At 52.3% G+C, this 23145-nt stretch carries 20 protein-coding genes; 7 read left to right on the forward strand and 13 right to left on the reverse strand.

Annotated features, from left to right (window positions below; translation table 11 throughout):
• Window positions 1-41 precede the first annotated feature (41 nt).
• The 3 genes from dxs to xseB are packed head-to-tail and all read right to left on the reverse strand — an operon-like array spanning window position 42 to window position 3071.
• Window positions 42-1904, reverse strand: coding sequence for a 1-deoxy-D-xylulose-5-phosphate synthase (gene dxs, locus FDW96_RS18845; protein WP_137349001.1), 1863 nt, complete (start codon window positions 1902-1904; stop codon window positions 42-44).
• A 24-nt stretch (window positions 1905-1928) separates the two neighbouring features.
• Window positions 1929-2828, reverse strand: coding sequence for a (2E,6E)-farnesyl diphosphate synthase (ispA, locus tag FDW96_RS18850; RefSeq protein ID WP_137360403.1), 900 nt, complete (start codon window positions 2826-2828; stop codon window positions 1929-1931).
• Window positions 2829-3071: an exodeoxyribonuclease VII small subunit gene (gene xseB / locus FDW96_RS18855; protein ID WP_038638224.1), complete on the reverse strand. Its 243-nt coding sequence runs from the start codon at window positions 3069-3071 to the stop codon at window positions 2829-2831.
• 208 nt (window positions 3072-3279) lie between these two features.
• Here xseB and thiI point away from each other — a divergent pair, with 208 nt between their 5' ends.
• Window positions 3280-4728, forward strand: a complete 1449-nt coding sequence (gene thiI / locus FDW96_RS18860) for a tRNA uracil 4-sulfurtransferase ThiI (RefSeq protein ID WP_038638226.1) — start codon at window positions 3280-3282, stop codon at window positions 4726-4728.
• A gap of 96 nt (window positions 4729-4824) precedes the next feature.
• Here thiI and yajL read toward each other — a convergent pair whose 3' ends face one another.
• Both yajL and panE read right to left on the reverse strand, forming a co-directional pair.
• Window positions 4825-5415: a protein deglycase YajL gene (gene yajL / locus FDW96_RS18870; RefSeq protein ID WP_042310107.1), complete on the reverse strand. Its 591-nt coding sequence runs from the start codon at window positions 5413-5415 to the stop codon at window positions 4825-4827.
• Window positions 5378-6289 (reverse strand): 2-dehydropantoate 2-reductase, encoded by a 912-nt coding sequence (panE, locus tag FDW96_RS18875; protein WP_038638233.1) that lies wholly within the window; start codon window positions 6287-6289, stop codon window positions 5378-5380. The genes yajL and panE overlap by 38 nt, the downstream gene beginning before the upstream one ends.
• Window positions 6290-6463: 174 nt before the next feature.
• Here panE and FDW96_RS18880 point away from each other — a divergent pair, with 174 nt between their 5' ends.
• Window positions 6464-6955: a YajQ family cyclic di-GMP-binding protein gene (locus FDW96_RS18880; protein ID WP_003831002.1), complete on the forward strand. Its 492-nt coding sequence runs from the start codon at window positions 6464-6466 to the stop codon at window positions 6953-6955.
• Between the two features lie 79 nt (window positions 6956-7034).
• Here the strand turns inward: FDW96_RS18880 and FDW96_RS18885 are convergent, their stop codons facing one another.
• The 8 genes from FDW96_RS18885 to FDW96_RS18920 all read right to left on the reverse strand — a co-directional run bounded on the left by FDW96_RS18885 (window position 7035) and on the right by FDW96_RS18920 (window position 15908).
• On the reverse strand, window positions 7035-8399 hold the full coding sequence (locus tag FDW96_RS18885) for an MFS transporter (RefSeq protein ID WP_061381559.1): 1365 nt from the start codon (window positions 8397-8399) through the stop codon (window positions 7035-7037).
• Between the two features lie 157 nt (window positions 8400-8556).
• A complete protein-coding gene (gene cyoE, locus FDW96_RS18890; protein WP_003831005.1) occupies window positions 8557-9447 on the reverse strand; it encodes a heme o synthase in 891 nt (296 codons plus the stop codon).
• Between the two features lie 11 nt (window positions 9448-9458).
• The gene (locus tag FDW96_RS18895) at window positions 9459-9788 is read right to left on the reverse strand and encodes a cytochrome o ubiquinol oxidase subunit IV (RefSeq protein ID WP_003831006.1); all 330 of its coding nucleotides are present in this window, start codon (window positions 9786-9788) and stop codon (window positions 9459-9461) included.
• On the reverse strand, window positions 9788-10402 hold the full coding sequence (locus tag FDW96_RS18900) for a cytochrome o ubiquinol oxidase subunit III (protein WP_003831007.1): 615 nt from the start codon (window positions 10400-10402) through the stop codon (window positions 9788-9790). The genes FDW96_RS18895 and FDW96_RS18900 overlap by 1 nt, the downstream gene beginning before the upstream one ends.
• Window positions 10392-12383 (reverse strand): cytochrome o ubiquinol oxidase subunit I, encoded by a 1992-nt coding sequence (gene cyoB / locus FDW96_RS18905; RefSeq protein ID WP_042310102.1) that lies wholly within the window; start codon window positions 12381-12383, stop codon window positions 10392-10394. The genes FDW96_RS18900 and cyoB overlap by 11 nt, the downstream gene beginning before the upstream one ends.
• 10 nt (window positions 12384-12393) lie before the next feature.
• Window positions 12394-13350, reverse strand: a complete 957-nt coding sequence (gene cyoA / locus FDW96_RS18910; protein WP_042310101.1) for a cytochrome o ubiquinol oxidase subunit II — start codon at window positions 13348-13350, stop codon at window positions 12394-12396.
• A gap of 459 nt (window positions 13351-13809) precedes the next feature.
• Window positions 13810-15285, reverse strand: a complete 1476-nt coding sequence (gene ampG, locus FDW96_RS18915) for a muropeptide MFS transporter AmpG (RefSeq protein WP_061381560.1) — start codon at window positions 15283-15285, stop codon at window positions 13810-13812.
• 44 nt (window positions 15286-15329) lie between these two features.
• Window positions 15330-15908, reverse strand: a complete 579-nt coding sequence (locus FDW96_RS18920) for a lipoprotein (protein ID WP_003021617.1) — start codon at window positions 15906-15908, stop codon at window positions 15330-15332.
• A gap of 306 nt (window positions 15909-16214) precedes the next feature.
• On the opposite strand from FDW96_RS18920, the gene bolA reads away from it, so the two are divergent.
• The 5 genes from bolA (at window position 16215) to lon (ending at window position 22987) form a co-directional block, all read left to right on the forward strand.
• Entirely contained in the window at window positions 16215-16532 is a 318-nt protein-coding gene (gene bolA / locus FDW96_RS18925; protein WP_042310099.1) for a transcriptional regulator BolA, read from the forward strand.
• 346 nt (window positions 16533-16878) lie between these two features.
• Window positions 16879-18177, forward strand: a complete 1299-nt coding sequence (gene tig, locus FDW96_RS18935) for a trigger factor (RefSeq protein ID WP_003021622.1) — start codon at window positions 16879-16881, stop codon at window positions 18175-18177.
• Window positions 18178-18423: 246 nt separating this feature from the next.
• On the forward strand, window positions 18424-19047 hold the full coding sequence (clpP, locus tag FDW96_RS18940; protein ID WP_032939995.1) for an ATP-dependent Clp endopeptidase proteolytic subunit ClpP: 624 nt from the start codon (window positions 18424-18426) through the stop codon (window positions 19045-19047).
• A 126-nt stretch (window positions 19048-19173) separates the two neighbouring features.
• Window positions 19174-20448 carry an ATP-dependent protease ATP-binding subunit ClpX gene (gene clpX, locus FDW96_RS18945; protein WP_003831013.1) on the forward strand — a complete coding sequence of 425 codons (1275 nt, stop codon included), beginning with the start codon at window positions 19174-19176 and terminating at the stop codon, window positions 20446-20448.
• Between the two features lie 184 nt (window positions 20449-20632).
• Window positions 20633-22987: an endopeptidase La gene (gene lon / locus FDW96_RS18950; RefSeq protein ID WP_038638272.1), complete on the forward strand. Its 2355-nt coding sequence runs from the start codon at window positions 20633-20635 to the stop codon at window positions 22985-22987.
• The last annotated feature ends 158 nt before the right edge of the window (window positions 22988-23145 follow it).

Raw genomic sequence — 23145 nt, forward strand, 5'->3', positions numbered from 1 at the left:
TAGCGTGTTATTCATTAAGCATAGCAGGAGCGGGGAGGGGATTATGCCAGCCAGGCCTTGATTTTGGCCTCAATGCCAGCGGCATCAAGACCCAGATCGGCGCGAGCCTCATCCTGAGTGCCTTGCGGGATGAAGAAGTCAGGCAGGCCAATGTTCAGCACCGGAACGGGCTTGCGATGGGCCATCAGCACTTCGTTTACGCCACTGCCTGCGCCGCCCATAATGGCGTTTTCTTCAATGGTAACCAGCACGTCGTGTTGGGCTGCCATTTCGAGGATCAACGTCTCATCCAGCGGTTTCACAAAGCGCATGTCGACCAGCGTGGCGTTCAACGACTCTGCGACCTGAGCGGCTTCCGGCATCAGGGTACCAAAGTTAAGAATTGCCACTTTTTCCCCGTGACGCTTCACGATGCCTTTACCGATTGGCAGCTGTTCCAGCGGCGTCAGCTCGACGCCCACCGCATTACCGCGTGGATAGCGCACGACCGATGGCCCGTTGTTGTAGTGATAGCCGGTAAACAACATCTGGCGGCATTCGTTCTCATCGCTCGGGGTCATGATGACCATTTCCGGGATGCAGCGCAGGAAGGAGAGATCGAACGCCCCCTGGTGGGTTTGCCCATCAGCGCCAACAATACCAGCCCGGTCAACGGCGAACAGGACCGGCAGTTTCTGGATGGCCACATCATGCAGCACCTGATCGTAGGCGCGTTGCAGGAAGGTAGAGTAAATAGCCACGACCGGCTTGTAGCCGCCAATCGCCAGACCTGCTGCAAAGGTCACTGCGTGCTGCTCGGCAATCGCCACATCGAAGTAGCGGTCCGGGAACTTACGTGAGAATTCCACCATACCGGAGCCTTCGCGCATCGCCGGGGTGATCGCCATCAGCTTATTGTCTTTCGCTGCGGTCTCACACAACCAGTCCCCGAAAATTTTTGAATAGCTCGGCAGGCCGCCGCTGCTTTTCGGCAGACAGCCGCTGGATGGATCGAATTTGGGTACAGCATGGAATGTGATCGGGTCTTTTTCCGCTGGCTCATAGCCACGACCTTTTTTGGTCATGATGTGCAGGAACTGTGGACCTTTAAGATCGCGCATGTTCTTCAGCGTGGTGATGAGTCCCAGCACGTCGTGCCCGTCCACCGGGCCGATATAGTTAAAGCCCAGCTCTTCAAACAGCGTGCCCGGCACGACCATGCCTTTAATGTGTTCTTCGGTACGTTTGAGCAGTTCTTTAATCGGTGGTACGCCGGAGAAGACTTTCTTCCCGCCTTCGCGCAGCGAGGAGTAGAGTTTGCCAGAGAGCAGTTGCGCCAGGTGATTGTTCAGCGCGCCGACGTTCTCTGAAATCGACATTTCGTTGTCGTTGAGGATAACCAGCATATCGGGCTTAATATCACCCGCATGGTTCATCGCTTCAAACGCCATCCCGGCGGTGATAGCGCCGTCGCCAATCACACAAACGGTACGACGATCTTTGCCTTCTTTCTCGGCGGCAACCGCAATACCAATGCCAGCGCTAATAGACGTTGAAGAGTGCCCAACGCTCAGTACGTCATACTCGCTCTCACCGCGCCACGGGAACGGATGTAAACCGCCTTTCTGACGAATGGTGCCGATTTTATCGCGGCGTCCGGTCAGAATTTTGTGCGGATAAGCCTGATGTCCCACATCCCAGATTAACTGGTCAAACGGGGTGTTATAGACGTAATGCAGCGCGACGGTAAGTTCCACCGTGCCCAGACCAGAGGCGAAGTGCCCGCTGGAACGGCTCACGCTGTCGAGCAAATAGCGGCGCAGTTCGTCGCAAAGCTTTGGCAGGCTCTCTTTTGGCAGTAGGCGTAACTCCTGGGTGGAGTCGACCAGCGCCAGGGTCGGGTATTTGGCTATATCAAAACTCATCGCAAGCTCATGGGATATGTTGGTTTATTTATCACGCTGGATTATGTAGTCCGCTAGCGCTTCCAGTGCCGAGGTATCGAGTGACTGCGCAGCCAGCAAATTTAGCGACTGGCGGGCATCCTCGATTAAATCCCGGGCTTTATTCCGGGCTTGCTCAAGACCCAGAAGTGCAGGATAGGTACTTTTGCCAAGCTGCTGGTCAGCACCCTGACGTTTACCCAATGTTGCAGTATCGCCTACCACATCCAGTATGTCATCCTGAACCTGGAAGGCCAGACCGATGCTTTCTGCGTATTTGTCGAGAATTGGCAGGCATTCTCGCCCTTTATCGCCTGCGCTTAATGCCCCCAGACGCACGGCGGCGCGAATCAACGCCCCGGTTTTATGGCGGTGAATACGCTCCAGCGCATCCAGCGCAACCTGCTGACCTTCCGCTTCCAGATCCAGCGCCTGGCCACCGCACATACCGGCGATACCGCTGGCCCGTGCCAGTTCAGAGATCATCGCGATGCGGTCACGGTCAGATACTTCCGGCATCGGGGCGTCGCTGATAATAGAAAACGCCAGCGTTTGCAGCGCATCTCCGGCCAGAATCGCGTTTGCCTCGCCAAATTTTACGTGGCAGGTTGGCAGACCGCGGCGCAGGTCATCGTCGTCCATCGCGGGTAAATCATCATGCATCAGCGAATAGGCATGGATGCACTCGACGGCGGCAGCGGGAGCATCAAGCGTACTCAGGCTGACGCCAAACATCTGGCCGGTGGCATACACCAGGAATGGGCGCAGACGTTTACCGCCTAATAATGCGCCATATTGCATGGTTTCGACCACGGGAGTGTTCTGAAAGGGCAGTGGCGCGATAAAACGGCTCAGTGCCTGGTTGGCCTGCTCAACGCAAGCCTGTAGCTGCTGCGTAAAATCCATTTACTCATTATCCGGTGTAAAAGGCGTAAGGGCGGCGTCTTCGGTATCTGACAGCAGGATTTGTACGCGCTGTTCAGCCTGTTGCAATTTGACTTGTCCCTGACGCGCCAGCTGTACGCCACGTTCGAATTCGTTCAGCGCTTCTTCCAGCGGCAGGTCGCCGCTTTCCAGGCGGGTAACAATCTGTTCCAGCTCGCTCAGCGCTGTTTCAAAACTGGCTGGCGCTTCATTTTTCTTCGGCATAATGAATGTCTGACTCTCTGTATTGGCAGCACAAGACTATGGTAACGGACTCGCACTGATAAGCAAATAACGCGCAATGGTAAGGCGATGTGCACAGGATGACCATGATAGTGGTATACTTGCGCGCCTGGATGCAGCCGCAGGGTATGGGCTGCTGTATTTTTTTCCATTACAAGTCATTCAGACTTGCCAAAGAACCATTGCCGCCATGAAGTTTATCATTAAATTGTTCCCAGAAATCACCATCAAAAGCCAATCTGTGCGTTTGCGCTTTATAAAAATTCTGACAGGGAACATTCGTAACGTTTTAAAGCACTACGATGAAGACCTTGCCGTTGTCCGTCACTGGGATCACGTTGAGGTTCGCGCTAAAGATGAAAGCCAGCGCCTGGATATTCGCGACGCGCTGACCCGTATTCCGGGTATTCACCATATTCTCGAAGTAGAAGACGTGCCGTTTACCGACATGCACGATATTTTCGAGAAAGCGCTGGTGCAGTATCGCGATCAACTGGAAGGAAAAACCTTCTGTGTACGTGTTAAGCGTCGCGGTAAGCATGAGTTTAGCTCCATTGAGGTGGAACGTTATGTTGGCGGCGGGTTGAACCAGCATATTGAATCCGCGCGCGTGAAGCTGACGAAACCGGATGTTACGGTAAATCTTGAAATCGAAAATGATCGTCTGCTGCTGGTTAAAGGCCGCTATGAAGGTATTGGCGGTTTCCCGATTGGTACGCAGGAAGACGTCCTGTCGCTGATCTCCGGTGGTTTCGACTCCGGGGTGTCCAGCTACATGCTGATGCGTCGCGGCTGCCGCGTACACTATTGCTTCTTTAACCTCGGCGGCGCCGCGCATGAAATCGGCGTTCGTCAGGTGGCGCATTATCTGTGGAACCGCTACGGTAGCTCGCATCGCGTGCGTTTTGTCGCGATCAACTTTGAGCCGGTGGTGGGTGAGATCCTGGAGAAAGTCGACGACGGCCAGATGGGCGTGGTCCTCAAGCGTATGATGGTACGCGCGGCGTCGAAAGTCGCTGAGCGCTACGGCGTACAGGCACTGGTAACCGGTGAAGCGTTGGGCCAGGTATCCAGCCAGACGCTGACCAACCTGCGCCTGATTGATAACGTTTCGGATACCCTGATCCTGCGCCCGCTTATCTCCCATGATAAAGAGCACATCATCAACCTGGCGCGTGAAATTGGTACCGAGGACTTTGCGCGTACCATGCCGGAATACTGCGGCGTAATTTCAAAAAGCCCAACGGTGAAGGCGATTAAAGCGAAGATTGAGGCCGAAGAAGAAAACTTCGATTTCTCTATCCTCGATAAAGTGGTCGAAGAAGCGAACAATATCGATATTCGCGATATCGCCCAGCAGACTCAGCAGACCGTGGTGGAAGTGGAAACCGTGAGTGGTTTCGGCTCAAACGACGTGATTCTGGATATCCGTTCTGTGGATGAACAGGATGACAAACCGCTGAAGGTGGAAGGTGTGGACGTGGTTTCACTGCCGTTCTACAAGCTGAGCACCAAATTCGGCGATTTAGACCAGAGTAAAACCTGGCTGCTGTGGTGTGAACGCGGGGTGATGAGCCGCCTGCAGGCGCTGTATCTGCGCGAGCAGGGCTTTGAAAACGTGAAGGTGTATCGCCCGTAGTTCCTTTGCCGGATGGCGCTGCCGCTTATCCGGCCTACAGACTGTATCATTTTGTAGGCCGGATAAGATGTTTTCGCCGCCATCCGGCAATCATTCTTACTCGTAGTAGTTATAAATTCCCGCCGCAATTACCAGCTGTGACGCCACTTCATGAGCCTTTTCGCGGCTTACCAGTAGATCAATGATTTTTAAACCAAAATCAATCGATGTTCCCGGTCCCTGGCTGGTAAGCAGGTTGACGCGCGGATCCCACACGACACGCTTGTCTTGCCATTGTTCTGCGGGGATTTTGTCTTTCAACGCCGGGAAACCCGTCATATTTCCGATGGGGAAGATATCGTGTGGGACAAGTACGGTGGCGGCAGTGGCGCAAATGGCTGCGACAATACGTCCGGAACGATGAAACTGCTTCACGGTTTCGATAAGCAGAGGGCTGTCGCGAAAACACTCCGCGCCTTTAATTCCGCCGGGCAATACGATGATGTCGAAATCGCCGTCAGCAACTTCAACCAACGGTGCGTCAGCCAGCAGTTTCACTCCGCGTGAGCACACAATCGTCAGGCAGCCATCGCTGGCGACGCTTGCAGTAGTGACCTTAATTCCGCCGCGAACCAGCAGATCGATAGTGGTGACTGCTTCGGTCTCTTCACTACCAGGGGCGAGACAAACCAGTGCTTGAGCGCTCATACTCACTTTCCTTTCTCTTTACCATTTCAAACAGGTGGGCATTTTCCGGGACGGCGATGCCGTGTGCACGGGCGCGTTTTAACAGGTAACCGGTAATATAGTCGATCTCTGTATGGCGCATGGCACGAATATCCTGCAGCATTGATGAGATATTTTCTGCCGTACTGTCAATGACTTGCTCGACATAATAGCGTAAATCATCCGCTGATGTGTGGTGGCCTTCGCGTTCAATAACCGCTGCTACTTCCTCACAGATTAGCGCTATTTTTTCCGGATGCTGACGCAGTTCGCCGTTTGGGCAGTCCCAGAGCGCCGTCAGCGGATTAATGACGCAGTTTACGGCCAGTTTGCGCCACAGTTCGGCACGAATATTATTATGCCAGGCGACATCCGGTAGTACTTCTTGCAGTGTTTCAGCCAGATAGCTGAAATCACCGTCCTGCTCACGCGCCGGACCGATGCGCGTTGTGCCCTGAGCGACATGAATGATGACATTTCCGTCGCGACGTGCCGCGTGGGTAGTGGTGCCCATCAGCAGAGGCTGTTTAATGTTTTGCAGCTCTTCAATCGTCCCCATACCGTTGTGAATCAGCAAAATGGGGGTAGTTTCAGGCAGAATTGCGGCCAGACCTTTTACCGCATCAGAAACCTGCCAGGCTTTAAGTGTAACCAGTAACAGGTCGCTTTTTGCCAAAAAGTCGGGGTCGTTTGCCGTCAGGGATTCATTAAAAACTGATCCATCCGTGTCGATCAGGTTCACGCTGCAGTAGGGCTGTGGTACGCGTAGCCACCCTTGCACCTCATGTCCATGTTTGCACAGCGTGGTAAGCCACAGCTGTCCTAACGCTCCACATCCCAGTACGGTAATTTTCATTCTTCCTCCTCACCTGCAACAGCACCAGGTGTTAATCCATATCGGCCGTACCCCTTTATTGTTCGCAGGTAACAGTTCCGCGTACAATTAAAGGATACAGCCTAGTATAGCGCTGTCTGTTGGGTAACTTTGCAGGTATTATGCTTCGCATCAAAAATGAAGGGAGAGGAAAAGATGCCATCTTTCGATATTGTCTCTGAAGTTGATCTTCAGGAAGCCCGTAACGCGGTGGATAACGCCAGCCGCGAAGTAGAGTCACGCTTTGATTTTCGTGGCGTTGAAGCGACTTTTGAGCTGAATGAGTCAAATAAGACGATTAAGGTGCTGAGCGAGTCTGATTTCCAGGTCAATCAACTGCTGGATATTTTGCGTGCCAAGCTACTGAAACGCGGTATTGAAGGCACGTCGCTGGACGTACCGGAAACCTTCGTGCACAGCGGTAAAACCTGGTTTGTGGAAGCGAAGCTGAAGCAGGGCATCGAAAGCGCGGTGCAAAAGAAAATCGTTAAGCTGATTAAAGACAGCAAACTGAAGGTACAGGCGCAGATTCAGGGTGAAGAAATCCGTGTAACCGGTAAAGCACGTGACGATCTGCAATCCGTCATGGCGTTGGTTCGTGGGGGCGACCTCGGCCAACCGTTCCAGTTTAAGAACTTCCGCGATTAAGTCGTAATGCCCGCTTATCTGGCCTACAGGTAGCACACGCTATTTGTAGGCCGGATCAGACGTCGCCATCCTGCAATCTTCACGCCTGACTGATCGCCTGCTCAACTTCGAATCGATTGGTCACTTTGCTGTCGATTTTTACGTAAGCCGAATGCTCTTGCGCCACAATTAATACTTCGCTTATCCCTTCTTTAGCCAGAAGACGCTGCTTCAGGGTGTCATCCGCGGCAATCTCCGGTGGGATTTCCACGCGCAGGCTGCTAACGTACGGCGGTTCTTTCATTGTGCTGGCCACCAACAACCACACTGCCGCCAGAAGCGCGCCGGCCAGGAATACCGCCTGACCATCAAACATGTCGACTACCCAACCGCCCAGCGAGCCGCCAATTGCCACGCCAAGAAACTGGCTGGTGGAGTAAACGCCCATCGCCGTACCTTTATAGCCCGCCGGAGATTCTTTACTGATAAGCGAGGGGAGTAGGGCTTCCATCAGGTTGAAGGCGAGGAAGAATATCTGCACGCCCGCAATCAGCCCCCAAAAACGAATGTTTGCGCTCCACAATACAATTTCGGCGACAAGAATCAGTAACACGCAGGCGAGGAACACGCGTTTCATCCGGCGTTTCACTTCGGCGTAAATGATGAACGGCACCACGGAAACAAAGGACAGCAGCATCGTCACCAGATAAATTTTCCAGTGTTCGGCGGCGGGGAAGCCCGCTTTCGCCAACTGACCTGGCAAGGCGACGAAAGTAGACATCAGTAAAATGTGCAGACACATGATGCCGAAGTTGAGCTTCAGCAGTTTTGGTTCCGCCAGCACTTTGCTGAAGCTGCCTTTTACCATGCCTGATTCGCGGTTCAGTACGTGGGTCGTGCTATTGGGAACGACCCAAATAGTCAGCACGATACCTGTGGTCGCAAGGCCCGCGATCATCCAGAACAGCGCGTGTAGCCCCAGCGCGTGGGTAACGATCGGCCCCAGTACCATCGCAATGGCGAAGGTGATACCAAAGCTGACGCCAATAAACGCCATTGCTTTGGTTCGGTTTTGCTCGCGGGTTAAGTCGGACAGCAGCGCCATTACGGCGGCGGCAATCGCGCCAGAGCCCTGGAGGGCCCGACCGAGAATAATTCCCCAGATTGAATCTGAGAGGGCGGCAATCACGCTACCGACAACAAATACCGCTAGTCCGCCGACAATAAGCGGCTTACGGCCGATGCGGTCTGAAAGCAGACCAAAGGGGATCTGGAAGATGGCTTGCGCCAGGCCATAAATACCGATAGCAAGTCCGATCAATGCTTCGCTGGCACCCTGTAGTGCCATACCATACGTGGTCAGAACCGGCAGGACCATAAACATGCCAAGCATGCGCAACGAAAATACGGTCCCTAAACCCCAGGTGGCGCGCAACTCACCGGGCGTCATTTTGTAATCGTTCATTCCCACCTCTGTATTAATTTCGCGCCTAGTGTAAAGCGGGAAGAGGGCCGGGTAAATATGCGCTTCATTAACAAATGTTGTGAGTGTGAGGAGAGGGGGGAAGCAAAACAACAAATAAAAAAGGGTGCCAGAGCACCCTTTTCATATAAGCAGATTCTTACCAAACGTAAGTCAGCAGGTTCTGCGAGTTTGGCACCATAAAGTCGACGGACATCATCACGGAAAGTGCGGTAATGGCGATGATGGAGAAGCCGAACAGCTTGCGCGCCCAGACTCTGTCATCTTCCACTTTATAACCGCGCAGCGCCATGCCCAACCACCAGACGCTCACCGCCGCAGCAACAATCAGGTATTTATAACCTGCATAGCCGCCCAGGGTTAGCATCAGCGTGGCGATAGCAAATGCCACAATATACAGCGTGATATGGTTCTTCGCGACCGAAATGCCTTTTACCACCGGCAGTACCGGGATATTGGCAGCCTGATAATCCTTAAAGCGGAAAATCGCAATCGCGTAAGAGTGCGGCATTTGCCACAGGCTGAAAATAGCCAGCAGAATCAGCGCACCGCTATCGAACTCACCGGTTACGGCGCAGTAGCCAATCACCGGCGGCGCAGCGCCGGAGAGTGAGCCAATCAGCGTCCCGTAAACGGAATGGCGCTTCATATACAGGCTATAGACGCCCACATATACCACGAAGCCCATCACCCCCAGCCAGCAGGCCAGAGGGTTGGCGCCAAACCACAGCAGCATAAAGCCAGCGATACCCAGCAAGGTGGCGTATACCAGCGAGACGGCAGGAGAAATCAGACCTTTAACCAGCACGCGGTTTTTGGTCCTCTCCATCTTCCTGTCGATATCCCTGTCGATATAGTTGTTAAATACACAACCCGACGCCACAACCAGTGACACCCCAACCAGCGTGTAGATAAACAGGGGATAGTCGATGCTGCCTTTCGAGGCCAGCAGGAACCCCCCAATCACCGAGATCAGGTTGCCAAAGATGATTCCTGGTTTCGTAACTTGCAGGTATTGCTTAAACATCATAATCGCCGCTCTTAGTGCATCATCATGTTGTAGTTAAGGTTCCACATAATCCAGATGGAACCCACAACCAGAATGGCGATGATTAGCACAGTAAAGACAAAGGCCGTCATGTTCCAACCTTCATCAGATTTGCTATTCATGTGCAAGAAGCACACCAGGTGCACCAGAATCTGTACCACTGCCATTGCCAGAATAGTTCCCAGAATGACGGCCGGAGAGGCAGAACCTGTCATTACCATCCAGAACGGAATGACCGTCAGGATGATCGACAGGATAAAACCTGTCATGTAGGTTTTTACGCTGCCATGGGATGCGCCGCCGCTCTCGTTAGAATGACTCATTACATCGCCCCCATCAGATAAACAACAGTGAACACACAGATCCACACCACATCCAGGAAGTGCCAGAACAGGCTCAGGCACATGATGCGGGTACGGTTAGTACTGGTCAGGCCGCGACGGGCAACTTGCACCATCAGCACCGCCATCCAGATAAGACCGGAGGTGACGTGCAGACCGTGCGTGCCGACCAGCGCGAAGAACGCAGACAGGAAGCCGCTGCGATCCGGGCCCATACCGTTAACAATCAGGTGATGGAATTCATAGAGTTCCATCCCGATGAATCCGGCACCGAACAAGAAAGTCAACGCCAGCCAGGAGATGACCTGGCTCTTGTTGTTCTTATACATGGCGATCGCCGCCATGCCATAGGTAATGGAGCTAAATAACAGCAGGAATGTTTCAACCAGAACGAACGGCAGTTCAAAAATGTCCTTACCTGTCGGGCCACCTGCGGTGCCGTTCACCAGAACGGCATAGGTTGCAAACAGAATTGAGAACAGAATGCAGTCGCTCATCAGGTAGACCCAGAATCCGAAGATCTTGGTCTGGCCTGCATCGTGGTGCCCGTGTTCGTGCGCGTGGGCAGTCGCGTGCGTTAAAGTATCAGTTGCCATTTTTCAGCCCTGCCTTAGTAATCTCATCGAAATGCTGGTTTTCCAGTTTTTCGACTTCCGGGACCGGCACGTAGTAATCCACGTCTTCATCAAAGCTTTTCACAATCCAGCTAATGATCATGCCTGCGAAGCTTGCAATCGCCAGCCACCAGATATGCCAGATCATGGCGAAACCAAACAGTGTTGCGAAGGCGGTAATGACGATACCGGCACCGCTGTTCTTCGGCATATGAATCTCTTCATAGTGCGCAGGCTGCTTGTACGCTTCACCTTTTTCTTTCATTTCCCAGAAGGCATCACGCTCGTGAACGTGCGGCACAACGGCAAAGTTATAGAACGGAGGCGGGGAAGAGGTTGCCCACTCCAGCGTACGACCACCCCATGGGTCACCGGTCAGGTCACGGTTCTGCTCGCGGTCGCGAATAGACACGTACATCTGAATGAACTGGCACAGGATACCCAGTGCAATCAGCGCGGCGCCGCAGGCGGCAACAACCAGCATCGGATGGAACTGCGGGTCAATCTGCTGGCTGAGGCGACGGGTCATACCCATAAAGCCCAGCACGTACAGCGGCATAAATGCCACGAAGAAGCCGATGATCCAGAACCAGAATGCGCGTTTACCCCAGGTTTCGTTCAGCGTGAAGCCAAACGCTTTCGGCCACCAGTAGGTCATACCCGCGAAGCAACCAAATACCACGCCGCCGATGATAACGTTATGGAAGTGCGCAATCAGGAACAGACTGTTGTGCAGTACGAAGTCGGCACCCGGAACCGCCAGCAGTACGCCGGTCATGCCGCCGACTGAGAAGGTGACGATAAAGCCAATCGTCCACAGCATTGCTGAGTGGAATACGATACGGCCCTGATACATGGTGAACAGCCAGTTGAAGATCTTCACCCCGGTCGGGATGGCGATAATCATGGTGGTAATACCGAAGAAGGCGTTTACGTTTGCGCCTGCACCCATGGTGAAGAAGTGGTGCAGCCAAACAATGAACGACAGAACGGTGATACACACGGTTGCCCACACCAGCGAGGTGTAACCAAACAGACGCTTACGCGAGAAGGTTGCTGCGACTTCGGAGAATACCCCGAATACTGGCAGGATCAGAATGTACACTTCCGGATGGCCCCAGGCCCAAATCAGGTTGATGTACATCATCATGTTGCCGCCCATATCGTTGGTAAAGAAATGGGTGCCCAGATAGCGATCCAGGGTCAGCAACGCGACGGTAACCGTCAGAATTGGGAACGAAGCGATAATCAGGATGTTAGCGCACAGAGATGCCCAGCTAAATACCGGCATCTTGAACATGGTCATTCCTGGCGCACGCATCTTAATGATGGTCACAAAGAAGTTGATACCGGTCAGGGTTGTACCAATACCGGACAACTGGACTGCCCATATCCAATAATCGACCCCGACGCTTGGACTGTACTCTATCCCCGAAAGAGGCGGATACGCCAGCCAACCGGTCTGCGCGAATTCACCGACGCCCAGAGACAGGTTAACCAGGATTACGCCAACAACGGTGAACCAGAAGCTCAGGTTGTTCAGGAACGGGAATGCAACGTCACGTGCGCCAATCTGCAGTGGAACCACGAGGTTCATCAGACCGATAACAAATGGCATTGCCACGAAGAAGATCATAATCACGCCGTGAGCCGTGAAGATCTGGTCGTAGTGGTGAGGTGGCAGGAAACCCGCTTCACCTGCAGAAGCCAGCGCTTGCTGACTACGCATCATTACGGCATCGGCAAAGCCACGAATCAACATCACGATTGCGACGATGACATACATGATGCCAAGGCGTTTGTGGTCAACCGAAGTCAGCCACTCTTTCCACAGGTAGGTCCACTTACCGAAGTAAGTGATAAGGCCGAGTAAGGCCGCACCACCGATGATAATGGCAGCGATCGTAACCATGACGATTGGTTCATGGAACGGAACTGCATCAAGTGTCAATTTTCCGAACATCGTATTCTTCTCAACCCCTTGAGTTGGCGGATTCCGCGTGGCTCATGTCCATGCCTTCCATACCTTCGTGTGCGCTGTGCTCACCTTCTGGTTGGGTCATGTCCATGCTCTTACCGTGAGCCATAAATTTGTTAATAACATCTTTAAACAAATCAGGTTTCACGTTGGAGAAGTATTCCACCTGGTTGTATTCGCTTGGCACAGCCACTTTTTCGAACGCTGCCATGTCGTTCATGGTGTTCGGAGACTGTTTAGCTTTAGCAACCCATTGGTCGAATTCGGCGCGGTCCTTTGTTGCAATAGCCTTGAATTTCATACCGGAGAAGCCTGGTCCGCTATAGCTTGCGGAGATACCATCATAAGTACCGACTTCGTTGGCGATCAGATGCAGTCGAGTCTGCATACCGGCCATGGCATAAATCTGGCTACCCAGACGCGGGATAAAGAAGGAGTTCATCACGGAGTTGGACGTCACTTTGAATTCGACCGGAGTATTCGCCGGGAAGGCGATTTCATTCACGGTAGCGATACCCTGTTCCGGATAGATGAAGAACCATTTCCAGTCCATGGAAACCACTTCGATGGTAATGGGCTTCTCGTCATGCGCCAGCGGTTTGCTTGGCTCAAGAGCGTGAGTGGTTTTCCAGGTCAGCACGGCAAGGAAAATGATGATTAAGATCGGCACCGTCCAGACCACAGCTTCCACTTTATTGGAGTGTGACCAGTTCGGGCTGTACTTCGCATCTTTATTGCTTGCACGATACTTCCAGGCAAAACCAACAGCCATCAAGATGGCAGGAATAACGACGATCAACATCAGGCCAAATGCCGTCAGTATCAATGACCGTTGTTCCAGTCCAATCTGTCCTTTAGGGTCAAGCAGCGCAGAATTACAGCCACTGAGCAACGCAGTGCCTGCAATTAATGACAACCATCCCAAACTTTTATTGTATTTCCTGAGTCTCATTTAACGACCTCAATTCCACGGGACCGGGTGGCGTTTAAAGTGTGAGGTCATTTTACGGGAAGGTTACATTACTGTAAACATCATTGGATCTGTGTTACTGGGTTCTGCCGAGCGTGTCACATATGTTGCAATATATGTCGGGTTGGCTTTAAGAACCTGTTGCAACATCACGTTATAACGAAAGCAGGCGGGCGAGGGACATGTAGAGGGCAATTGGTATAACCAATACGAAAATAAAACAATTAATTAACAATTGATTATCAATAGCAGGACAATTTCAAAACAAATAATAAATTTTTCATGGCTGAATCGAGTAAGGAAAATAGCATGTATAAAAAGCGTCAATAATTTCCAAATTCTATGGCGCACAAAATAACAAATAATATTTTTATCAGTTGTTGTTTATTTAGCCGTTATAATTACGCAGGGTGATTACAACGGCAAAATTAATGTGAAAAATCACGCCAGACGGGTTTTGCGCAATGCCAGATAATCCAGCAATCCGCCGAATACCACTCCGCAGACCGCGACTACCACCGAGACTTCAAGCAGTTCCGGCAGGAAGGAGAAATTGGTGTAGTCCAGTGCATTCAGGGTCAGCAACAATAGCCAAACTGCCAGCAAACAGCAGCCCACGACCAGCGTCATTAATGCCAGACCGTACGCACCACGAAATTCCGTGCGCGGAATAAAGCTTTCATTTTGCCAGCTATGTTCCAGCGTCTGGCGGCAAACCAGCAGCAGCAGGAGTCCGGGCAGTGCGGCAAACACGGAGAACAGATAAAACGTTGGCCACCCGTGCGCTTCGACAAACCAACCCGCTACCGGACCTACGTACACGCGGCCAACCGCTGAAAGCGCGGAGAGCAGGGCGAACTGAGTCGCTGAGAAGGACTTATTGCATAGCGTCATTAATAAGGCGACAAACGCCGCGGTGCCCATCCCGCCACACAGGTTTTCAAAGAAAACGGCGGCGGCCATACTGAACATGTGTTTGTCAGTGACGGACAGCAGCCAGTAACCTGCGTTTGATGCCCCTTGCAGAATACCGAAAATCAACAATGCGCGGAACAGCGAGAGACGCTGCATCAGGATCCCGCCGTACAGCGCGCCAACTATGGTTGCCAGCAGCCCCAGCGTTTTATTCACCACGCCGACTTCACCCGCATCAAATCCAACACCGCGGATTAAAAAAGTGGTGGTCAGACTCATCGCGAAGGCATCACCGAGTTTATACAGCACGATCAGGAGCAGAATCAGCCAGGCATTGTTCCGGCCAAAAAAGTCTCGCAGCGGAGCCGCAACTGCCTGTTCCAGCGATTTAGGCACCGGAATAGCATCTGTCGGTTCTGGCGCTAATAGGGTCGCGATGATGCAAGGGATCAGCAGCGCCGCCATCAGCCAATACATTCCCTGCCAGCCGAGCCAGCGGTCGGCCATCCACAGGGCCAGCCCACCGGAAACCAGCATCCCTAAACGGTAACCAAGCACGCTGATTGCTGCACCTGCACCACGCTCTTCGGTGGGCAATACGTCGGTTTTCCAGGCGTCAAAGACGATATCCTGCGATGCCGAACAAAACGCGATCACCACCGCCAGCGCGGCCATCCAGCGTAGCTGCGTACCCGGCTCCAGAAAGCCCATCGCGGCGATAGAAATCAATAGCAGTACCTGGGTCGCCAGTAGCCAACCGCGACGTCGGCCCAAAAACGGCGGCGTGTAGCGGTCCATCAATGGAGACCAGAGGAACTTAAATACGTAGGCCTGGCCGACCAGAGAAAAGAAACCGATGGTTTTAAGATCGATATTCTCGACCGTCATCCACGCCTGGAGCGTACCGGATGTCAGTGCGAGCGGTAATCCGGAGGCGAACCCCAAAATGAGCAGGATAGCTGAACGTGGTTGCTGAAAAATACGTAAGTAATGACTGGACATGGGCTTCTATAGGCCCGACGAACGCCGGGCCATAAGGGCAGAAATTAACGAGCGTTCTGCTTGATGAAATCGTGAACGCTGGTGTCCTGAGACATATCAGCGATAGTGTCGGTCAGGACGCTGTTAACGGCATCAGCAATATTTTTGTTGGAGGCCTGCAGCGCGCCTTCAACAGAGTAGCTTGCACGGTAGTTTTTGGTCATCTTATTACCGTTAGCGGCGGTCGCGATAATGGCGATGTCTGCTTTGGTGGCGATGTTGTAACGCACGCTACCCTGAGACACGTCCGCATACAGCTGGCTAACGATGATTTGCAGGTTTACTGCACCGTTCGGACCAATCATATAACCACGCGCGGTCATCTGTTTTTCCAGCACTTCTTGCAGCAGGAAACGCAGATCGCGAGAAGCAGTCAGGGTAACCAGCTGGTTGTCGCGGGTGACTTTTGCCAGCGCCTGATCCTGACGCTGGTCGGCGCCGTTGATACTCACGGTCACGCCCATCAGGCTCGGATCCTGCTGCGGCAGGGTGATTTTGGGGGAGACTTCAATGGTGGTTGGCGGCGTTGCGCATCCTGCCAACATAAACATTGCAACTAACGGGAAGAGGATTTTTTTAAACATGCCAGGGCTCTCAGCGAATCTAAATTGTGTGGTTAGAGAAAATTCCCGCCATCATAACATCGCCAACGATGAGGGGAAGTGGGTAACGCATGTAAATTCATTGTGTTGTCCGTTTTATGACTTTATGAAGACCATAAACGGACTTTTTGCCATAAATCGAAGTGAGGATTTAGTGAACTTCATCCATTTGGCTGAGAAAATCAGATAAGCGCTAATTTTTTGTTGCTAAGGTGTAATGAAAACGGTAAAAGCGGCTAGTATTTAAAGGGATGGGTGACATCTCAGCGTTGTCGGAGGAAAAATTTCATGATGATTCGTGAGCAAATAGAAGAAAAATTAAGGGCAGCGTTCGAACCCGTATTCCTCGAAGTTGTGGATGAAAGCTATCGTCACAATGTCCCGGCTGGTTCTGAAAGCCACTTTAAGGTTGTGCTGGTTAGCGATCGCTTTACAGGTGAACGTTTTCTTAATCGTCATCGGATGATTTACGGCACGTTAACGGCGGAACTCTCCACTACCGTACATGCGTTAGCCCTGCATACCTATACCATTAAGGAGTGGGAAGCGTTGCAGGACACGATCTTTGCGTCGCCTCCTTGTCGTGGAGCCGGGAGCATCGCGTAGAAAAACGGATTTGCAACAACCGACGCTTTTCCAGTATGTTGCTACAGAATATGTGAAAACGGCCTGCGGGCCGTTTTGTTTTGTCTGAATTCTGGGGCTGTCGTACAGTATTCAGACAAAAATTAGCCGGGAATTGTGAAAAAAGCCGCAGCAACGCGCGATAACCGTTCTCGACTCATAAAAGTGATGCCGCTATAATGCGCGTCTTATTTTTCGGAATGTCTTCGGGATGATTCTGACGACAGGGAATGTGATTGCTTATGAGAACATCCCAGTTCCGCGAAGCCAACAACCTGTGCTTGCGGAGAAGAGTTGACCGAGCACTGTGATTTTTTGAGGTAACAAGATGCAAGTTTCAGTTGAAACCACTCAAGGCCTTGGCCGCCGTGTAACGATTACTATCGCTGCTGACAGCATCGAGACCGCTGTGAAAAGCGAGCTGGTCAACGTAGCGAAGAAAGTGCGTATTGACGGTTTCCGCAAAGGAAAAGTACCGATGAATGTTGTTGCTCAGCGTTATGGCGCTTCCGTGCGTCAGGACGTGCTGGGCGACCTGATGAGCCGCAACTTCGTTGACGCGATCATCAAAGAAAAAATCAATCCGGCTGGCGCACCGAACTACGTTCCGGGTGAATACAAGCTGGGTGAAGATTTTACTTACGCGGTAGAGTTCGAAGTTTACCCGGAAGTTGAGCTGACTGGCCTGGAAGCAATCGAAGTTGAAAAACCGGTTGTTGAAGTCACCGACGCTGACGTTGATGTAATGCTGGACACCCTGCGTAAGCAGCAGGCTACCTGGAAAGACAAAGACGGCGCTGCTGATGCAGAAGATCGTGTAACCATCGACTTCACCGGTTCTGTAGACGGCGAAGAGTTCGAAGGCGGCAAAGCGTCTGACTTCGTACTGGCGATGGGCCAGGGTCGTATGATCCCGGGCTTTGAAGAAGGCGTTAAAGGCCACAAAGCTGGCGAAGAGTTCACTATCGACGTGACCTTCCCGGAAGAGTACCACGCTGAAAACCTGAAGGGTAAAGCAGCTAAGTTCGTTATCAACCTGAAGAAAGTTGAAGAACGCGAACTGCCGGAACTGACTGAAGAATTCATCAAGCGTTTCGGCGTTGAAGATGGTTCCGTAGCTGGTCTGCGCGCTGAAGTACGTAAAAACATGGAACGCGAGCTGAAAGGCGCAGTGCGTAACCGCGTTAAGTCTCAGGCGATCGAAGGTCTGGTAAAAGCTAACGACATCGACGTACCGGCTGCTCTGATCGACAGCGAAATCGACGTTCTGCGTCGTCAGGCTGCTCAGCGTTTTGGCGGTAACGAAAAACAAGCTCTGGAACTGCCGCGTGAACTGTTCGAAGAACAGGCTAAGCGTCGCGTAGTTGTGGGCCTGCTGCTGGGCGAAGTCATTCGTACCAACGAGCTGAAAGCTGACGAAGATCGCGTTAAAGGCCTGATCGAAGAGATGGCTTCTGCTTACGAAGATCCGAAAGAAGTTGTTGAGTTCTACAGCAAAAACAAAGAGCTGATGGACAACATGCGTAACGTCGCTCTGGAAGAACAAGCTGTTGAAGCCGTTCTGGCGAAAGCGAAAGTGACTGAAAAAGCCACTTCCTTCAACGAGCTGATGAACCAGCAGGCGTAATTCGTCGCTTTTTAGCGCGAATTTCGTACGCAAGCCCGTCACCTTTTGGTGGCGGGTTTTTTTTTGTCACGCATTTTGCATGGGAAGAGTGCGAAAACAGCGTTTCAGTGTTAGCGTTACAACAAAAGATTGTTATGCTTGAATTATGGCGATGTCGTACCCATTACTGAGGGACTAGCTGATAATCCGTCCATAAGGTTACAATCAGCACAGCAGGTTTTTTCAAATTTTATCCAGGAGACGGAAATGTCATACAGCGGCGAACGAGATAACTTTGCACCCCATATGGCGCTGGTGCCGATGGTCATTGAACAGACCTCACGTGGTGAGCGCTCTTTTGATATCTATTCTCGTCTACTTAAGGAACGCGTCATTTTTATGACTGGCCAGGTCGAAGACCATATGGCTAACCTGATTGTGGCGCAGATGCTGTTCCTGGAAGCAGAAAACCCGGAAAAAGATATCTACCTGTACATCAACTCCCCTGGTGGGGTGATCACTGCCGGGATGTCTATCTATGACACCATGCAGTTTATTAAGCCGGACGTTAGCACCATTTGTATGGGCCAGGCGGCCTCAATGGGCGCGTTCCTGCTGACTGCCGGGGCGAAAGGCAAACGTTTTTGCCTACCTAACTCTCGCGTCATGATCCATCAGCCTCTGGGCGGTTACCAGGGCCAGGCAACGGATATTGAAATTCATGCCCGCGAAATCCTGAAGGTAAAAGGGCGCATGAACGAACTTATGGCGCATCATACGGGTCAATCTCTTGAGCAGATTGAACGTGATACCGAGCGCGATCGCTTCCTCTCCGCTTCTGAAGCGGTAGAGTACGGTCTGGTCGACTCGATTTTGACCCATCGTAATTAATGCCCAGTGCGCAGGTGTGCCGCTATAATTACCTGGAGCGGCACAACGCTGACTAGCGTCTTGCGCCTGAGAATGGCATTTGCGTCGTCGTGTGCGGCACAAAGAACAAAGAAGAGGTTTTGACCCATGACAGATAAACGCAAAGATGGCTCGGGCAAATTGTTGTACTGCTCTTTTTGCGGCAAAAGCCAGCATGAAGTGCGGAAGCTGATTGCCGGTCCATCCGTGTATATCTGCGACGAATGTGTCGATTTGTGTAACGACATCATTCGCGAAGAGATTAAGGAAGTAGCACCGCACCGTGAACGCAGTGCGCTGCCGACGCCACATGAAATTCGCAATCACCTGGACGATTACGTTATCGGTCAGGAACAGGCGAAGAAAGTGTTGGCGGTCGCGGTATACAACCATTACAAACGTCTGCGCAACGGCGACACCAGCAATGGCGTCGAGTTGGGCAAAAGTAACATCCTGCTGATTGGCCCGACGGGTTCCGGTAAAACGCTGCTGGCTGAAACGCTGGCGCGCCTGCTGGACGTTCCGTTCACCATGGCCGATGCCACCACGCTGACCGAAGCCGGTTATGTGGGTGAAGATGTTGAAAATATTATTCAGAAGCTGCTGCAGAAGTGCGATTACGACGTGCAGAAAGCACAGCGCGGGATCGTCTATATCGATGAAATCGACAAGATTTCTCGTAAGTCTGACAACCCGTCCATTACCCGCGACGTTTCCGGCGAAGGCGTACAGCAGGCCCTGCTGAAGCTGATTGAAGGCACCGTGGCGGCCGTTCCGCCACAGGGCGGGCGTAAACATCCGCAGCAGGAGTTCTTGCAGGTTGATACCTCTAAGATCCTGTTTATCTGCGGCGGCGCGTTCGCTGGTCTGGACAAAGTGATTGCTAACCGTGTTGAAACCGGCTCAGGCATTGGTTTTGGCGCGACGGTAAAAGCGCAGTCTGATAAAGCCAGCGAAGGTGAGCTGCTGTCGCAGGTGGAGCCGGAAGATCTGATCAAATTTGGTCTGATCCCTGAGTTCATCGGTCGTCTGCCGGTGGTGGCAACGCTGAGCGAACTGAGTGAAGAAGCGCTGATCCAGATCCTGAAAGAGCCGAAAAACGCCCTGACCAAGCAGTACCAGGCGCTGTTCAACCTTGAAGGTGTCGATCTGGAGTTCCGTGAGGAAGCGCTGGATGCTATCGCCAAGAAAGCGATGGCGCGTAAAACCGGTGCCCGTGGTCTGCGTTCTATCGTTGAAGCCGCGCTGCTCGACACCATGTACGATCTGCCTTCTATGGAAGATGTCGAAAAAGTGGTGATCGATGAGTCGGTGATTGGCGGTCAGAGCAAGCCATTGCTGATTTACGGTAAGCCGGAAGCACAGCAGGCATCTGGCGAATAATTCATCAATTCATACAGACATTTAATTAAAAAGGGGGGATTTTATCTCCCCTTTTATTTTTCCGTAAACATGGCGTTGAATGTGTGGGAAACATCCCCATATACTGACATACATGTTAAAGGTGGTGTGAAGCACAGTCGTACCACCTGATTACCTGGCGGACACTAAACTAAGAGAGAGCTCTATGAATCCTGAGCGTTCTGAACGCATTGAAATCCCCGTATTGCCGTTGCGCGATGTGGTGGTTTATCCGCACATGGTCATACCCTTATTTGTAGGGCGGGAAAAATCTATCCGTTGTCTGGAAGCGGCTATGGACCATGATAAAAAAATCATGCTGGTCGCACAGAAAGAAGCGTCAACGGATGAGCCGGGTGTAAACGATCTTTTCACCGTCGGGACCGTGGCCTCTATTTTGCAGATGCTGAAACTGCCTGACGGTACCGTAAAAGTGCTGGTCGAGGGGTTACAGCGCGCGCGTATTTCTGCGCTGTCTGACAACGGCGAGCATTTCTCTGCGAAAGCGGAGTACCTTGACTCGCCAGCCATTGATGAGCGCGAACAGGAAGTGCTGGTGCGTACCGCTATCAGCCAGTTCGAAGGCTATATCAAGCTGAACAAGAAAATCCCACCAGAAGTGCTGACGTCGCTGAACAGCATTGACGATCCTGCGCGTCTGGCGGACACCATCGCTGCACACATGCCGCTGAAGCTTGCTGACAAGCAGTCCGTGCTGGAGATGTCCGACGTTAACGAACGTCTGGAATATCTGATGGCGATGATGGAATCCGAAATCGATCTGCTGCAGGTTGAGAAACGCATTCGCAACCGCGTGAAGAAGCAGATGGAAAAATCCCAGCGTGAGTACTATCTGAACGAGCAGATGAAAGCCATTCAGAAAGAACTCGGCGAGATGGACGACGCGCCGGACGAAAACGAAGCGCTGAAACGTAAAATCGACGCGGCGAAAATGCCGAAAGAGGCAAAAGAGAAAGCGGAAGCAGAGCTGCAGAAGCTGAAAATGATGTCTCCGATGTCGGCGGAAGCGACCGTGGTGCGTGGCTACATCGACTGGATGGTACAGGTACCGTGGAATGCGCGTAGCAAGGTCAAAAAAGACCTGCGTCAGGCGCAGGAAATCCTCGATACTGACCATTACGGTCTGGAACGTGTCAAAGACCGTATCCTTGAGTATCTCGCGGTTCAAAGCCGTGTGAACAAAATCAAGGGGCCAATCCTGTGTCTGGTTGGGCCGCCGGGGGTAGGTAAAACCTCTCTGGGGCAGTCCATCGCCAAAGCGACCGGACGTAAATACATCCGTATGGCGCTGGGCGGCGTGCGTGATGAGGCTGAAATTCGCGGTCACCGCCGGACCTATATTGGTTCAATGCCGGGTAAACTGATTCAGAAAATGGCCAAAGTGGGCGTTAAAAACCCGCTGTTCCTGCTCGATGAGATCGACAAAATGTCTTCCGACATGCGAGGCGATCCGGCTTCCGCACTGCTTGAGGTGCTGGATCCAGAGCAGAACGTGGCGTTCAGCGATCACTACCTGGAAGTGGATTACGATCTCAGCGACGTAATGTTTGTTGCGACCTCGAACTCCATGAATATTCCGGCGCCGTTGCTGGATCGTATGGAAGTGATCCGTCTGTCTGGTTATACCGAAGACGAGAAGCTGAACATTGCTAAACGTCACCTGTTGCCGAAACAGATTGAGCGTAACGCGCTGAAAAAAGGCGAGCTGACGGTCGACGATAGCGCCATTGTGGGCATTATTCGTTACTACACCCGTGAAGCTGGCGTGCGTAGCCTGGAGCGCGAAATCTCCAAGCTGTGCCGTAAAGCGGTAAAGCAGCTGCTGCTCGACAAGTCACTGAAACATATTGTGATCAATGGCGACAACCTGCACGACTACCTGGGCGTACAGCGCTTTGACTATGGCCGCGCGGACAACGAAAACCGCGTTGGTCAGGTGACCGGTCTGGCGTGGACGGAAGTGGGCGGCGATTTGCTGACCATCGAAACCGCCTGCGTACCGGGTAAAGGCAAGCTGACCTACACCGGTTCTTTGGGTGAGGTAATGCAGGAGTCTATTCAGGCTGCACTGACCGTGGTGCGCGCGCGAGCGGAAAAACTGGGTATTAATCCGGACTTTTACGAAAAACGCGACATCCACGTTCACGTACCTGAAGGGGCGACGCCGAAAGATGGTCCAAGTGCCGGTATTGCCATGTGTACCGCGCTGGTTTCTTGTCTGACCGGTAACCCGGTACGCGCCGATGTGGCGATGACCGGCGAGATCACCCTGCGTGGTCAGGTTCTGCCAATCGGTGGTTTGAAAGAAAAACTGCTGGCGGCGCACCGTGGCGGCATTAAGACGGTCTTAATTCCAGATGAAAACAAACGTGACCTGGAAGAGATTCCGGACAACGTGATTGCCGATCTGGACATCCATCCGGTGAAACGCATCGAGGAGGTTTTGACTCTTGCGTTGCAAAATGAACCGTCTGGAATGCAGGTTGTGACCGCAAAATAGTGACCTCGCGCAAAGAGCACTAATAAAAACAGGGCTGGCAGACCATTTCGGACTTGCCAGCCTTTTTTTGTATAGCTAATTTAGATGACGGATTAGGCTTGCCATCATTAACGGGTGTTGTAAGGGCATGGCAGGCCTGATATAACTGCTGCGCGGTC

The organism is Citrobacter sp. TBCS-15 (genome assembly GCF_005280815.1).
Lineage (GTDB): Bacteria > Pseudomonadota > Gammaproteobacteria > Enterobacterales > Enterobacteriaceae > Citrobacter > Citrobacter werkmanii.